Source organism: Nonomuraea sp. MTCD27, assembly GCF_041950495.1.
Taxonomy (GTDB): Bacteria; Actinomycetota; Actinomycetes; order Streptosporangiales; family Streptosporangiaceae; genus Nonomuraea.
In genome coordinates this window covers 479,422-492,318 of the sequence record NZ_JBGNUW010000006.1, presented here as the reverse complement: position 1 = coordinate 492,318, position 12,897 = coordinate 479,422, and the positions used below count along the sequence as shown (strand labels likewise).

Here is a 12,897-nt window from a genome sequence, read left to right as displayed (position 1 = left end):
CGCCAGGTTAGACGCGGGCGGGCACCGATTCCGCCGTGGCCCGCTCGGCCCGCGAGAGCGCCGCGTCCCTGGTCTCGCGCATGGTGAGGTAGACGACGAGGGACACCGCGGCGCAGCAGGAGACGTACCAGAAGAAGCCGGATTCGATACCGCTGTCCTTGAACCACAGCGCCACATACTCGGCGGTGCCGCCGAACAGGGCGTTCGCGATCGCGTAGGGGAGCGCCACGCCGAGGGCGCGCACGTTCGTGGGGAAGAGCTCGGCCTTCACCACGGCGTTGATCGAGGTGTAGCCGGTGATGATGAGCAACCCGGCGAGCGAGAGCACCAGCCCGCCGCCGAACCCGCTGACGCCGCCGAGCGCGGTCATGAGCGGCACCGTCCCGATCATCGACCCGATCCCGAACGTGATCAGCAACGGCCGCCGCCCGATCCGGTCCGACAGCGCCCCCGCCAGCGGCTGCAGGCACATGAAGATGAACAGCGCGCAGAAGCTCACCAGCGTGGCCGTCTCCTTGGCCAGGCCGGCGGTGTTCGACAGGTATTTGGTGAGGTAGGTGGTGTAGGTGTAGTACGCGACCGTGCCGCCCATCGTCAGCGCGATGACCAGCAGCGCCTCCCTCTTGTGGGTGAGCAGCTGCGCGATCGTGCCGCGGCCGGCGCTCGTGTCCTCGCGCTCCTCCTCGTCGTACGCCTCCGTCTCCAGCAGGCTGCGGCGCAGGTAGAACACGACGGCCGCGGCCGCCGCGCCGACCACGAACGGGATGCGCCAGCCGTAGGAGTTCAGGGCCTCCGTGGACATCGTGTTCTGCAGGATGATCTGCAGGCCGAGGCCGACGAGCTGGCCGGCGGTCATGGAGACGTACTGGAAGCTGGAGGCGAAGCCGCGGCGGCCGCGCGGGGTGGCCTCGGTGAGGTAGGTGGCGCTGGCCGCGTACTCGCCGCCGACCGACAGGCCCTGCAGCAGGCGCGCCACGACCAGCACCAGGGCGCCGAAGTAGCCGACCGCCTCGTACGTGGGCGCGATCGCGATCAGCAGGGCGCTGGCCGACATCAGCGTGACGGTGAGCGTGAGCGCCGCCTTGCGGCCCTTCCTGTCGGCGTAGCGGCCGAGCAGCCAGCCGCCGAGGGGGCGCATGAAGAAGCCGACGGCGAAGATGGCGGCGGTGTTGAGCAGCTTCGCCGTGTCATTGCCCTCGGGGAAGAAGGCGGCGGCGAAATAGACGGCGAAACTGCTGTAGACAAACCAGTCGTACCACTCGACCAGGTTGCCGACGGAACCGCCGATCACGGCCTTCCATGGCACGCGTGCCTTGCTCACGAAGCACCTCCGGGGGCTCTTGGGGGGAGTAGTGGCTGGTCAGAGCCTTACGCCAGAAGGATGTTCGGACAAGGGAGCAGGGGTCAGATCTAACGTCCGCTTAACATGAGGTTCTTACGCGTGCTTAACCTCGACGCAACGGCGGCTTGGCATTCTGCGCGCGTTCGAGCGCCGACCCCCATGCCGCCCTCGCCCGGCCTTTCGAGCAGGGTGTACGGGCCGAGGTCATGGCCTGGGGCGACTACACCTCCAGCCGCAACTCGCTCCACTCGTCGAAGAGCTCGAAGCCCATGGCCTCGTTGATGGCGAGCATGTGGGCGTTGGACGTGGCGTTCCAGGTGATGATCCGGTCGAGGTGGGGCTCCCGCTCCCGCAGCCAGAGCAGGTTGTCGACCTTGAGGAGCAGCCCCAGGCGGTGACCCCGGTGCTCGCGCAGCACGGTCGTGTCCGCCTGGTGGCCCCAGCCGTCGGAGCGCTCCGCGTCGAGCAGGATGCGCGTGTAGCCGGCGGGGGCGCCGTCGGACGTGCGCCGGGCGATCACCGTGTAGCAGGTGCGGCCGGTGACCGGGATGGACTCCTCGCGGATGCGCAGGCGGTCGACGGAGAAGTTCATGTCCTCGACGTCCGCGTCGCGCGGGGCGTCGTTCATGCCGCCCATCAGCGTGGACAGGTCGGGCAGCAGCTCGGGGCCCGCCGGGCCGACCCAGCGCTCCAGGTGGTAGCCGGCCACCTCCGGCCGCATCCGCTCCAGCGCCGCCCAGTCCGCCGTACGCAGGTCGAGCGTGCGGCGGGCCTCCTTGAGCGCGACCGACATCCCGCGCGCGGTGGCGAAGCGGATGCCCACGCCGGTGGCGGGCGTCTCGGTCAGGAGCAGCGTCCGGCCATGGGCGCGCATCCGGTCGAGGGCGTGCGCGAACAGCGCCGAGCCCAGGCCCCCGCCGCGCCGCTCGGGCCGCACCACGAGGGGGAACAGCCAGCCCATGTGCGTGTTGTCGTGCTGGGGGAGGGTCAGCGCGTAGCCGCCGGCCACCTTCCCGCCCTCCGTCGTCACCCACGCCTCGGACCGCTCGCCCGGACCGCCCGACCTGACCAGGTAGGAGAACCAGGGGAGGGAGAGCATGGGCCCCGGGTCGTCGGCGCTACCGGTCACGAACGCGTCGTACAGGCCCTCGATGAGGTCGCCCGGGTGATCGAGATCGATCGGCTGGATGCGCATACGCCCCAGCAAAACGTACGCGGGCCGGCGCCTGCCAGCGAATTTACGGCACGCTCACTGGCGGTAGTTCTCCACCTCGCCGACGGGGCGGGCGGCGGCGCCGTCGGGGTCAGCGCCCGCGCTGCGCCTGGCGCGGCGCTGCCTGAGCAGATCCCAGCACTGGTCGAGGGCCGTCTCCAGCTCCTTGATGCGCTCGTGCTCCTGGTCGGAGGTGACCTGGCCGGCGGAGAGCCTGTCGCGCAGCTCGTGCTCCTCGGTGACCAGGGCACTGATCCTGGTGAGAATCTCGTCGTCCCGCATGCCCAAGACTCTAATGCTTGCGTGATAGAACACGCCCTATGTCTGGTATCGCGCTGGTAAGGAAGCCCGGCCCGCGGCTCGCCGAGGGCATCGTCACCCACATCGAGCGGGAGCCGGTGGACTGCGAACGGGCCGCCGCACAGCACGACGCCTACGTGCGGGCGCTGGCCGGCGCCGGGTGGCGGCCCGTGTACGTGCCGCCCGCCGACGACCTGCCCGACGGGCCGTTCGTCGAGGACACGGTGGTGGTGTCGAGGCGGCTGGCGGTGCTGACCAGGCCGGGCGCGCCGGAGCGGCGGCCCGAGGTGGAGTCGGTGGCGGAGGTCGTACGCGAGCTGGGCATGAGGTCGGTCAGGATCGCGCCGCCCGGCACGCTGGACGGCGGCGACGTGCTGCAGACCGGCCCCACCGTATACGTGGGCAGGTCCGCCCGTACCAGCGCCGAGGGCATCACGCAGCTGACCGCCCTGCTCCCCGAGCGCCGGGTCGTGCCCGTGGACATGAGCGGGGTGCTGCACCTGAAGTCGGCGGTGACGGCGCTGCCCGACGGGACGCTCATCGGGGACCCGCGCCGCGTGGACCTGCCCGGCCTGCTGGTGCCGGAGGAGGAGTCGGGGGCGCACGTGGTGCCGCTGGGCGGCGACCGCGTCCTGCTGGCCGCGTCGGCGCCGCAGACCGCCGCCATGCTCGAAAAGCATGGATTTATCGTGACAAAGGTGGATATTTCTGAGTACGAGCGGCTCGAGGGTTGCGTGACCTGTCTCAGCGTCCTGATCGCGGACTGATGTTTCTCAGGATCTGAGATCCGGGGCGGTGCATCCCGAGGTGTCTGGTAGCGTTCATGGCATGCTGCGCGGGCTCCTTCTTAGCTGCCGCGGCGGGGGCCTCTAAGGCCGGCTCCCTCGCCGCGGAGCGAGCCATGCGCGTCGGCCGCTTTCTTCCGCAGACCGACGAGGAGCATCAGCCATGACCGCCCAGCAGCCCAGCCGCATGCCGATCCATCGTTACCAGCCGTTCGAACCCATCCGGCTGACCGACCGCACCTGGCCCGATCAGGTCATCACCAAGGCGCCCCGCTGGTGCGCGGTGGACCTGCGCGACGGCAACCAGGCCCTGATCGACCCGATGGACTCCCACCGCAAGCTCCAGATGTTCGAGCTGCTGGTACGCATGGGCTACAAGGAGATCGAGGTGGGCTTCCCGGCCGCCTCGCAGACCGACTTCGATTTCATCCGGCAGATCATCGAAGAGGGCCGCATCCCCGACGACGTGGCCATCCAGGTGCTGACGCAGGCCAGGCCGGAGCTGATCGAGCGCACCTTCGAGTCGATCGAGGGCGCCAAGCAGGCCATCGTGCACCTGTACAACTCGACCTCCACCCTCCAGCGCCGCGTCGTGTTCGGCCAGGAGAAAGAGGGCATCACCGCCATCGCGGTCGAGGGCGCCAAGCTGGTCAAGAAGCTCGCCGACGCCACCGACGTGGACGTCTACTTCCAGTATTCGCCGGAGTCGTTCACCGGCACCGAGCTGGAATACGCGGTCGAGGTGTGCGACGCGGTCAACGAGGTGTGGCAGCCCACCCCCGACCGCAAGGTCATCATCAACCTGCCGGCCACGGTCGAGATGGCCACCCCCAACATCTACGCCGACCAGATCGAGTGGATGCACCGCAACCTCAAGCACCGCGACTCGATCGTCCTGTCGCTGCACCCGCACAACGACCGCGGCAGCGCCGTGGCCGCCGCCGAGCTGGGCTACATGGCCGGCGCCGACCGCATCGAGGGCTGCCTGTTCGGCAACGGCGAGCGCACCGGCAACGTGTGCCTGGTCACGCTGGGGATGAACCTGTTCTCCCAGGGCGTCGACCCCGAGATCGACTTCAGTGACATCGACGAGATCCGCCGCGTCACCGAATACTGCAACCAGCTGCCCGTGCACCCGCGCCACCCGTGGGGTGGCGAGCTGGTCTACACCGCCTTCTCCGGCTCCCACCAGGACGCCATCAAGAAGGGCTTCGAGCACCTCGAGCGCGACGCGGCCACCGCCGGCGTGCCGGTCGACGAGTTCACCTGGGCCGTCCCCTACCTGCCCATCGACCCGAAGGACATCGGCCGCACCTACGAGGCCGTCATCCGAGTCAACAGCCAGTCGGGCAAGGGCGGGGTCTCCTACATCATGAAGGCCGACCACCAGCTCGACCTGCCGCGCCGGCTGCAGATCGAGTTCTCCAAGGTCGTCCAGGCCCGCACCGACGAGCAGGGCGGCGAGATCAGCCCGGCCGCCATGTTCGAGATCTTCCGCGACGAATACCTGCCCAACCCGGCCAACCGCTGGGGCCGCCTGAGCCTCATGGCCCACCGCCACGAGTCCACGGTGGACGACAAGGACCGCATCAGCGCCGACGTACGCGTCGACGGTGAGATCCGCGAGATCGCGGGCACCGGGAACGGCCCCATCTCGGCGTTCATCGACGCCATCGCGGGGGTCGGCATCCAGGCGCGGGTCCTCGACTACGTGGAGCACGCGATGAGCGCCGGCAGCGATGCCAAGGCCGCCTCCTACCTGGAGTGCGAGATCGGCGGGAAGGTGCTGTGGGGTGTGGGCGTCGACGCCAACACCACGACGGCCTCCCTGAAGGCCATCATCTCCGCGGTCAACCGCGCTTCCCGCTGATGGTGTGAGCGGTCCCTGCTCCTCCACCCGCACTGTCTGATCACGGGCCTCCCGCTCCCCTTCCAAGGACCTTCGCCGAGGGCGTGGGGAGCGGGGTCCCCGCTGTTCGCACACGCCGCCCGCCCGCGACTCCCGCGGCGGGCATCGCGCTCCTCGCGCCCTCTCACGCTTCCAGGCCCTTGCAGCGCCTTGCCCTTCCGCCTCGCTCCCTCGCAGGTCCTGGCCGCTCGCGCGCCTTGTGTCCTCCCTGCCTCCCACCCGCCTCCCCCTGAGGGGCCGTGTCAGGGCGGGGCGGGTGTGGTGGCGGCTCTCCTGGGCGGGCGTACGGGAGGTTGCGCCCTTCCGTTGCCTCCGGCCTTGCGCACCACACCCGTGTGGGCGCAGCGCGGGCCGGTGTGCCGCCTGAGCGGGGGATCCCGCCAAGCAGTCGCCTCTCGCGCCCCCTCCTCCGCAAGGCCGTGCCCGAGTGCGGCGAGGGTCGTTGTGCCTCTTCTTCGTGTTAGTGAACGTTGCGTTTCTATGGAATGAATCCTATGCTCCTTAGAGAACGGTTCGTTCTCTAAGGAGCGGTGCCATGGGCTTCGTGCTGTCGGGTCTGATACTGGCGATGTTGCTGGGCGCGCTCGACCAGACGATCATGGCCCCCGCGCTCCCCGCCGTCGCCGGTGGGCTCGGAGGGCTGGAGCAGATGCCCGCCGTCGTCACCGCCTACTTCGTCGCCGCCACCGTCGTCATGCCCGTCTACGGCAAGCTCGGCGACCGGTACGGACGCAAGCCCACCATGCAGGTCGCCATCGTCGTCTTCGTGACCGGCGCCGTGCTGTGCGCGCTGGCCACGTCGATGCCGCAGTTCATCGCCTTCCGCGCGATCCAGGGGCTGGGCGGTGGCGGGCTGATGATCGGGGCACAGGCGATCATCGGGGAGATCGTGAGTCCCAGGGACCGGGGGCGCTACCTCGGGTTCATCGGGGCGGCGTACGTCGTGGCCGCCGTGGGCGGGCCGCTGGTCGGCGGGTTCTTCATCGACCGGCTGAGCTGGCGGTGGATCTTCGCCATCTACCCGCCGCTCGGACTGCTGGCGCTGGTCGTGCTGAGTCTCACGCTCAAGCTGCCGCGGCCACAGTCGCGGGCGCCGCTCGACGTCGCGGGGGCCGTCACGCTGGCCGTCGCCGTGGTGGGCGTGGTCATGGTGGGGCAGACCAGGAATCCCGCCTACCTGGCGCTGGCGGCGGCAGGGGTGGCGGCGTGGCTGGTCAGCGCGCGGTACGCCAAGGACCCGATCCTGCCGTTGCGGCTGTTCAGGGACCGGGCGTTCGCGGTCCCCGTGCTGATCAGCCTGGTCATCGGCTTCGCGCTGTTCGGGACGGTCACGTACATGCCGGCGTACGTGCAGATCGCCCACGGCACCAGCGCCACGCAGGCCGGGCTGCTGGTGACCGCGCTGATGGGCGGGGTGCTGCTGACCACCGTCGTGTCGGGGCGGCTCATCACCCGGACCGGCACGTACAAGCCCTACCCCGTCGCGGGCACGGCCCTGGCGGCGGTGGGGCTCGGGCTGATCGGGCTGACCGCGGGCTCGACGGCCGGGCTCGTTCTCGCCATGTCGCTGACCGGGCTGGGGGTCGGGCTCGTCATGCAGGTGATGGTGCTGGCCGCCCAGAACGCCGTGGAGTACGCCGACCTGGGCACCGCCACCTCGTCGGTGACGTTCCTGCGCCAGGTCGGGGCCTCGGCCGGGGTCGCGCTCGTGGGCGCCCTGATCACGCTGCGGTCGGGCATCTCCAGCACCTCGCCGTCGAACCTGCCGCCAGGCGTCCGCCAGGCGTTCGCCGAGGCCGTGCCGCCCGTGTTCGCCGCCATGGCGCCGCTGCTCGCCGTGGCGTTCGTCCTCGCGCTGGCGCTGCCCGCGCGGCCACTCCGTACCACCTCATACGTCGAGGAGAGACAGTGAAACTCGTCGCACCCCTGAACGCCTTCGGCCGGGGTGACCTGGCCATGGCCGGCGGCAAGGGCGCCAACCTGGGCGAGCTCGTCAGGAACTCCTTCCCGGTCCCCGGTGGGTTCGTCGTCACCACGCACGCGTACGAGCTGGTCGCCCAGGGCCGCAACACCCGGGCCGCCTTCGAGCGGGTCGAGCTGCCCGACGACCTGCGGCAGGCGATCGTCGACGCCTACGCCGCGCTCGGCGGCGGCCCGGTGGCCGTACGGTCGAGCGCCACCGCCGAGGACCTGCCCGGCGCCGCGTTCGCCGGGCAGCAGGACACCTACCTCAACGTCGTCGGCGAGGCGGCGCTGCTCGACGCCGTACGCCGCTGCTGGGCCTCGCTCTTCACCGACCGCGCCGTCGCCTACCGCGCCAAGCTGGGCATCGACGACTCCGAGGTACGGATCGCGGTGGTCGTGCAGAGCATGGTCGAGGCGGACGTGGCGGGCGTCATGTTCACCGCGAACCCGGTCAGCGGCGACCGGACCCGGATCGTGATCGACGCCAGCAGCGGCCTGGGCGAGGCCGTCGTGTCCGGCCTGGTCACGCCGGACCACTACGTGCTGCACCCGTCGGGGAAGGCCGACTTCACGCCCGGCCGCCGCGAGGTGGTCATTCGCGGCACGGCGGGCGGCGGCGTCACCCGCGAGAGCGGCACGGACGAGGGCGCCGAGCGGCTGCCCGACGCGGTCCTGGCCGAGCTGGGCCGGCTGGGCCGCGAGGTGGCCGCGCACTTCGGCCGCCCGCAGGACATCGAGTGGGCGTACGCGGGCGGCCGCGTCCACCTGCTGCAGGCCCGCCCGATGACCGCGCTGCCGCCGCCCCCGGTGGGCAGGCTCAACCCGGTGCAGCGCCGCCTGGCCACGGTCCTGCTGGAATACCTGCCCGAGCGGCCGTATCCGATCGACATGTCCACGTGGGTCCCGTACGGCCCGGCCGGGCTGATGGGCAAGGTCCTGGGCACCTTCGGCGTGCGGCGCGCGTTCGAGGATTTCCTGCGCGAGGAGGACGGCGTCGTCTACCAGCTCCTGCCGCCCGCCCCGCACCCCACGGTGAAGGTGCTCGCGACGCCGTTCCGGCTGCTGGCCAAGGCCAGACGGTACGACCCCGCCCGGTGGACGCGAGACCCGCGTTTCCGCGACTACCTGGCGGCGATCGAGGAGCTGGGCGCCCGCGACCTGGGCGCGATGTCGTGGGCCGAGCTGCGGCGCGTGCCCAGGCAGGCGCTCGCCCTGGTGACGCCCGTGGCCGACCTGCGGGTGGACTACCTGCCGGGCTTCGGGCTGGCGATGCTGCGGCTGCTGGTGACGACCAGGCTGCTCGGGCGGCGGGCGCTGTTCGGCGACCTGCTGCACGGGGCGCGTACCCGTACCACGGACACCAACCGGGCGCTGGAACACCTGGCCGAGGTGGCCAGGCGCACGGGAGCCCTGGACACCGACCCGCCGCCCGCCGAGTTCGCGGACGCGCTGGCGGCGTTCCTGGCGGAGTACGGCCACCGCGAGACCGCGAGCCCCCTCCTCGTCACCGTGCCCACCTGGGGCGACGCCCCCGAGGTCGTCCTCGACCTGGTCAGGGTGCTGGCCGCCGGGCCGCCCCCGCAGAAGGAGCCCGACGACGCGCTCGAACGCCTGCTCGCCCACCCCCTCCTGCGCTCGAAGCGCCGCCGAGCCAGGGTCGCGCGCTGGGTGGCGGCGGCCCGCGCGGGCGTCGCCTTCCGCGAGGACAGCCACTTCTACTTCATGATGCCGCAGCCCGTCCTGCGTAGGTCGCTGCTGGAGATGGGCCGCCGGCTGCGCGCGGCGGGCGTGCTCGGTCAGCCGGAGGACGTCTTCCACCTGCGGCTGGAGGAGCTGGAGGCGATCGCGGACGTGGCCGCCCTGCGAGGGGAGGCGGCCGAGCGGCTGCGCGAGACGGTCAGGGCGCGGGCGGCCAAGCGGGAGGAGCTGGCCGGGGTGCGGCTGCTCGACCCCGCCGCGGTCTTCCCGGCCTCCGATCCGGGGGACGCGCTGGTCACGGGGGCGCCGGCCGGCGGGGGCAGCGCGACCGGGCCGGTGAAGGTGATCAGGACCCCCGCCGAGTTCGGCCGGCTCGCCGCCGGCGACGTGCTCGTCTGCCCGTACACGAACCCGTCGTGGACGCCGCTGTTCCAGCAGGCGGCGGCCGTGGTCGTGGACACCGGGGGCACGGCCTCGCACGCGGCGATCGTGGCCAGGGAGTACGGCATCCCGGCCGTCATGGGCACCGGCACGGCGACGTCGGTGCTGGCGGACGGGCAGGTGGTCACCGTCAACGGCGACACCGGCAGGGTGACCGGGCAGGCGGTCACCGCCCACGACGGCGCGGTCACCGGCGCTCCCTAAAATTGCCACCATGGTCACCGACCACCGCAAGCAGCCACGGCGCCGGGGCGAGGCGCTCAGCGCCGCCATCTACCAGGCCACGCTCGACGAGCTGGCCGAGGTCGGCTATGCCGGGCTGACCATGGAGCGCGTCGCCGAGCGGGCCAAGGCCAGCAAGGCCTCGCTCTACCGGCGCTGGCCCACCCGCATCGAGCTGGTGATGCAGGCGGTCTACCAGTCGCTGCCCACGCCGGAGAGCTCGCCCGACATGGGCAACCTCCGCGACGACCTGGTGGCGATGCTCACCCGCACGGCGCAGGCGCTGTCCGGCCCGGCCGGAGAGGCGATGCGCGGGCTGCTCGGGGAGGCGCTCAGGGGCGAGTCGCCGCTCGGCAGCATGCGGCGGAACTCGCAGGGTGTCAGCAGGAAGCTGATGGAGGAGGTCGTCCGCCGGGCCGTCGAGCGCGGGGAGGTGGATCCGGCGGACGTCACCCCCCGCCGGCTCGACGCCGGGCACGCCCTGCTGCGCCACCACTTCCTCTTCGAGGGGCCGCCCATCCCCGACCGGCTCGTGGTCGAGATCGTGGACGAGGTGCTCGTGCCCCTGCTCAAACCGGCCCGAAGCTGACCGCCCCCGCCCCACCGCGGGCCGGACAAGCCTGGTCGACGGGGTGGTCAGGCGAGGCTGAGCTCGCCCACGGTGGCGCGGCCCTGCCGGAGCGCGCTTCTCGCGACCAGCGCGGTCATCCCGATGCTGACCAGCACGCTGGCCGCCATGGCGATCAGGAACCGCGGCGACGCCTGGGTCAGGCCCATGGCCAGCAGGACCGCGATGGCCAGCCAGCCGATCGCGTTCAGGATGGCCGCCACCGCGAGCGTGTTGCCGCTCGCCCGCACGTCGGGCACGAGGGCGGGCGCCTTGGCCGCGATCGAGGGCAGCGGCAGCACCAGCGCCAGCACGATCGGCCCCATGAAGCCGCCGAGCATCGCGTGACCCAGCGGCCCGACGGGGAACCCGCCGCCGTCGAAGGCCATGCTGTAGTACATGGAGCAGAACCCCCAGATCGGGAGCGCGAGGAGCGGAGCGGTCGCGACCACCCCACGCGCCCTGCCCCGGGTGACGGCACCGGCCGACGGCCGCCACGAGGCGGCCAACGAGGTGAGCAGCAGCGGCATCACCGAGAGCGCGCCCATCGCGGCCGCCGCGATGAACAGTGACGTCGCCGCGTTGGCCAGCTGCTCGGCGATCGGCCCCAGGCTCGCCGCCTGGGCCCAGACGCCGTTGATGCTGGTCATGTCGCGCACGCCGGGATTCCACAGATTGAGCAGCCCGTAGCCGGCGACGGGCAGCAGCAGCGGGAGCGGGATCCTGATGGGCTTGCCCCCGGGGATGTGCCGCCGGTGCAGCCACGCGTCGGCGGCGCCGCCGGCCAGGTCGAGCACCGTGCGCGCGCGTACCGGCCGCGCGGCGACCAGGTCGGCGACCTCCTCGCCGTAGCGCTGCCGCCACACCTTCGGGTAGCAGCCCAGCACGACCTTCGCCAGCGTCCTCATCATGCCTGCCCCCAAGACACGCGTGTGATCCCCGCCTGCTCGACGCGGCGGAGCGTGGCGAGCTGCTCGCGCAGCGCCTCCCGCCCGCCCTCGGTGATCCGGTACGGCTTGCGCCGCTCCGCGGACCCCACCGGCTCGATCCAGCCGCGCTCCTCCAGCCGCATCAGCGCCCCGTAGAGCGTGCCCGGCTCCAGCGACGTCCCCGAGAACTCCTCGATGTCGCCGATCATCCGGTAGCCGTGCTTCTGCCCTTCCGCGAGGCTGATGAGCACCAGCAGCGCCACGTCCGTGAAGCGGCCGAGCTCCTGTGTCCTGCGTGCCATGTATTCAGTAAAACTTAGTAAGTCTTACTGAGCAAGCCCCATCGTGTCGCCCATCAGCCCCATGGCATGCCCGAACGCCGTGCCCCGGTCGTCGATCGCATTGTTGAACTGGCCGAACACCTCGAAGTTGACCCACCCGTACAACGTGGTCCACGCCGTGAGGGCCAGCCAGATCACGCTGTCGGGCACCTCGGGCATGAGCGCGCGGAAGTTGGCGGAGTCGGGCCCGAGCTCGGGCGGGGCGTCGGTCTCCGGGGTCCGCAGCGCGCCCGCCCGCCAGGCGTCGGCGACGATGCGGCCCAGCACGGTGACGTCGCGTACGCGGGCCGCGATCGTGTCCTGCGGCGCCTGGTAGCCGGGCACGGGGGAGCCGTAGATCAGCGCGTATTCGTGGGGGTGGGCCACCGCCCAGTCGCGCACGGCGTGGCAGGCCGTCAGCCATCGCTGCCGGTGGGCCTCGCGCGGGCACGTGGCCTCGGCCCGCTCGACGGCCTCGCCGAGCGCGTTGTAGCCGTCGATGATCAGCGTGGTGAGCAGGTCGTCGCGGCTCGGGAAGTAGCGGTAGATGGCCGAGGAGACCATGCCCATCTCGCGCGCCACGGCCCGCAGCGACAGGCCGCCGGCCCCTTCGGTGGCGAGCTGGCGTCGCGCGATGTCGGTGATTTCCTTGGTGAGCTCGGCCCTGACGCGTTCTCTGGCGGTTCGGCTGGCTGTCATGTGAAGCAGATTATCAGAGCGGTGCCAAAAATCGAGAGCACTGCTCTTGACGATTGGCGCTCTTTTGAGAGAGCATTGCTCTCGTAAGCGAACACCACTCACGGAGGCCCGGAATGCTCGCCCTCGCCAAGAACGCCAACGCCCTGCTGATGTTCCTGCTCGAGCTGGGCGTGCTGGCCTCCGTGGCCTACTGGGGCTTCACGGTCAGCCCCCACTGGATCGTCAAGCTGCTGGCGGGGCTCGGCGGCCCGGCGCTGTTCGTGGCCGCCTGGGCGCTGTTCGGGGCGGGGGGCGGCGCGAACGCCACCTACCCGCTGACCGGCCTGGCGCGGGCCGCGCTGGAGATCCTCTGGTTCGGCGGCGGCGCCCTCGCGCTCTACGCCTCCGGGCTGGTCACCTCCGCCGCCGTCTTCTCCGCGCTCTTCGTTCTCAACGCGGTTCTCCGCATCGTCTGGAAAGAGGTCTGA

Annotated in this window: 12 protein-coding genes; 6 read left to right on the top strand and 6 right to left on the bottom strand. The window is 71.4% G+C overall.

Features of this window, described 5'->3' with window-relative positions; translation table 11 throughout:
- Positions 1 to 7: 7 nt before the first annotated feature.
- From ACBJ59_RS21135 to ACBJ59_RS21125, 3 genes are all read right to left on the bottom strand, one after another.
- Positions 8 to 1,321 carry an MFS transporter gene (locus ACBJ59_RS21135; protein WP_375111923.1) on the bottom strand — a complete coding sequence of 438 codons (1,314 nt, stop codon included), beginning with the start codon at positions 1,319 to 1,321 and terminating at the stop codon, positions 8 to 10.
- Positions 1,322 to 1,562: 241 nt separating this feature from the next.
- The gene (locus tag ACBJ59_RS21130) at positions 1,563 to 2,537 is read right to left on the bottom strand and encodes a GNAT family N-acetyltransferase (RefSeq protein WP_375111922.1); all 975 of its coding nucleotides are present in this window, start codon (positions 2,535 to 2,537) and stop codon (positions 1,563 to 1,565) included.
- 54 nt (positions 2,538 to 2,591) lie between these two features.
- Positions 2,592 to 2,837: a DUF2630 family protein gene (locus tag ACBJ59_RS21125; RefSeq protein WP_375111921.1), complete on the bottom strand. Its 246-nt coding sequence runs from the start codon at positions 2,835 to 2,837 to the stop codon at positions 2,592 to 2,594.
- A 38-nt stretch (positions 2,838 to 2,875) separates the two neighbouring features.
- Here ACBJ59_RS21125 and ddaH point away from each other — a divergent pair, with 38 nt between their 5' ends.
- The 5 genes from ddaH (at position 2,876) to ACBJ59_RS21100 (ending at position 10,464) form a co-directional block, all read left to right on the top strand.
- Positions 2,876 to 3,622 carry a dimethylargininase gene (gene ddaH / locus ACBJ59_RS21120; RefSeq protein WP_375111920.1) on the top strand — a complete coding sequence of 249 codons (747 nt, stop codon included), beginning with the start codon at positions 2,876 to 2,878 and terminating at the stop codon, positions 3,620 to 3,622.
- A gap of 181 nt (positions 3,623 to 3,803) precedes the next feature.
- Complete coding sequence (gene leuA, locus ACBJ59_RS21115; protein ID WP_375111919.1) at positions 3,804 to 5,510, top strand: 2-isopropylmalate synthase; 1,707 nt, start codon at positions 3,804 to 3,806, stop codon at positions 5,508 to 5,510.
- A gap of 574 nt (positions 5,511 to 6,084) precedes the next feature.
- The gene (locus tag ACBJ59_RS21110; RefSeq protein ID WP_375111918.1) at positions 6,085 to 7,461 is read left to right on the top strand and encodes an MDR family MFS transporter; all 1,377 of its coding nucleotides are present in this window, start codon (positions 6,085 to 6,087) and stop codon (positions 7,459 to 7,461) included.
- The gene (locus ACBJ59_RS21105) at positions 7,458 to 9,857 is read left to right on the top strand and encodes a PEP/pyruvate-binding domain-containing protein (protein WP_375111917.1); all 2,400 of its coding nucleotides are present in this window, start codon (positions 7,458 to 7,460) and stop codon (positions 9,855 to 9,857) included. Before ACBJ59_RS21110 ends, ACBJ59_RS21105 begins: the two co-directional genes overlap by 4 nt.
- A gap of 10 nt (positions 9,858 to 9,867) precedes the next feature.
- Complete coding sequence (locus tag ACBJ59_RS21100; RefSeq protein ID WP_375111916.1) at positions 9,868 to 10,464, top strand: TetR/AcrR family transcriptional regulator; 597 nt, start codon at positions 9,868 to 9,870, stop codon at positions 10,462 to 10,464.
- A gap of 47 nt (positions 10,465 to 10,511) precedes the next feature.
- Here the strand turns inward: ACBJ59_RS21100 and ACBJ59_RS21095 are convergent, their stop codons facing one another.
- The 3 genes from ACBJ59_RS21095 to ACBJ59_RS21085 are packed head-to-tail and all read right to left on the bottom strand — an operon-like array spanning position 10,512 to position 12,430.
- Positions 10,512 to 11,393 carry a hypothetical protein gene (locus ACBJ59_RS21095; protein ID WP_375111915.1) on the bottom strand — a complete coding sequence of 294 codons (882 nt, stop codon included), beginning with the start codon at positions 11,391 to 11,393 and terminating at the stop codon, positions 10,512 to 10,514.
- Positions 11,390 to 11,713, bottom strand: coding sequence for a PadR family transcriptional regulator (locus ACBJ59_RS21090; RefSeq protein ID WP_375111914.1), 324 nt, complete (start codon positions 11,711 to 11,713; stop codon positions 11,390 to 11,392). The genes ACBJ59_RS21095 and ACBJ59_RS21090 overlap by 4 nt, the downstream gene beginning before the upstream one ends.
- Positions 11,714 to 11,737: 24 nt before the next feature.
- Positions 11,738 to 12,430, bottom strand: a complete 693-nt coding sequence (locus tag ACBJ59_RS21085; RefSeq protein ID WP_375111913.1) for a TetR/AcrR family transcriptional regulator — start codon at positions 12,428 to 12,430, stop codon at positions 11,738 to 11,740.
- A 113-nt stretch (positions 12,431 to 12,543) separates the two neighbouring features.
- On the opposite strand from ACBJ59_RS21085, the gene ACBJ59_RS21080 reads away from it, so the two are divergent.
- Positions 12,544 to 12,897 (top strand): YrdB family protein, encoded by a 354-nt coding sequence (locus ACBJ59_RS21080; RefSeq protein ID WP_375111912.1) that lies wholly within the window; start codon positions 12,544 to 12,546, stop codon positions 12,895 to 12,897.

What these genes read in the sequence shown, in the direction of transcription:
- ACBJ59_RS21130 (WP_375111922.1), bottom strand. Translation starts at nt 2,537, where the DNA reads ATGCGCATCCAGCCGATCGATCTCGATCACCCGGGCGACCTCATCGAG.
- ACBJ59_RS21125 (WP_375111921.1), bottom strand. Translation starts at nt 2,837, where the DNA reads ATGCGGGACGACGAGATTCTCACCAGGATCAGTGCCCTGGTCACCGAG.
- ddaH (WP_375111920.1), top strand. Translation starts at nt 2,876, where the DNA reads ATGTCTGGTATCGCGCTGGTAAGGAAGCCCGGCCCGCGGCTCGCCGAG.
- leuA (WP_375111919.1), top strand. Translation starts at nt 3,804, where the DNA reads ATGACCGCCCAGCAGCCCAGCCGCATGCCGATCCATCGTTACCAGCCG.
- ACBJ59_RS21110 (WP_375111918.1), top strand. Translation starts at nt 6,085, where the DNA reads ATGGGCTTCGTGCTGTCGGGTCTGATACTGGCGATGTTGCTGGGCGCG.
- ACBJ59_RS21100 (WP_375111916.1), top strand. Translation starts at nt 9,868, where the DNA reads ATGGTCACCGACCACCGCAAGCAGCCACGGCGCCGGGGCGAGGCGCTC.
- ACBJ59_RS21095 (WP_375111915.1), bottom strand. Translation starts at nt 11,393, where the DNA reads ATGATGAGGACGCTGGCGAAGGTCGTGCTGGGCTGCTACCCGAAGGTG.
- ACBJ59_RS21090 (WP_375111914.1), bottom strand. Translation starts at nt 11,713, where the DNA reads ATGGCACGCAGGACACAGGAGCTCGGCCGCTTCACGGACGTGGCGCTG.
- ACBJ59_RS21085 (WP_375111913.1), bottom strand. Translation starts at nt 12,430, where the DNA reads ATGACAGCCAGCCGAACCGCCAGAGAACGCGTCAGGGCCGAGCTCACC.
- ACBJ59_RS21080 (WP_375111912.1), top strand. Translation starts at nt 12,544, where the DNA reads ATGCTCGCCCTCGCCAAGAACGCCAACGCCCTGCTGATGTTCCTGCTC.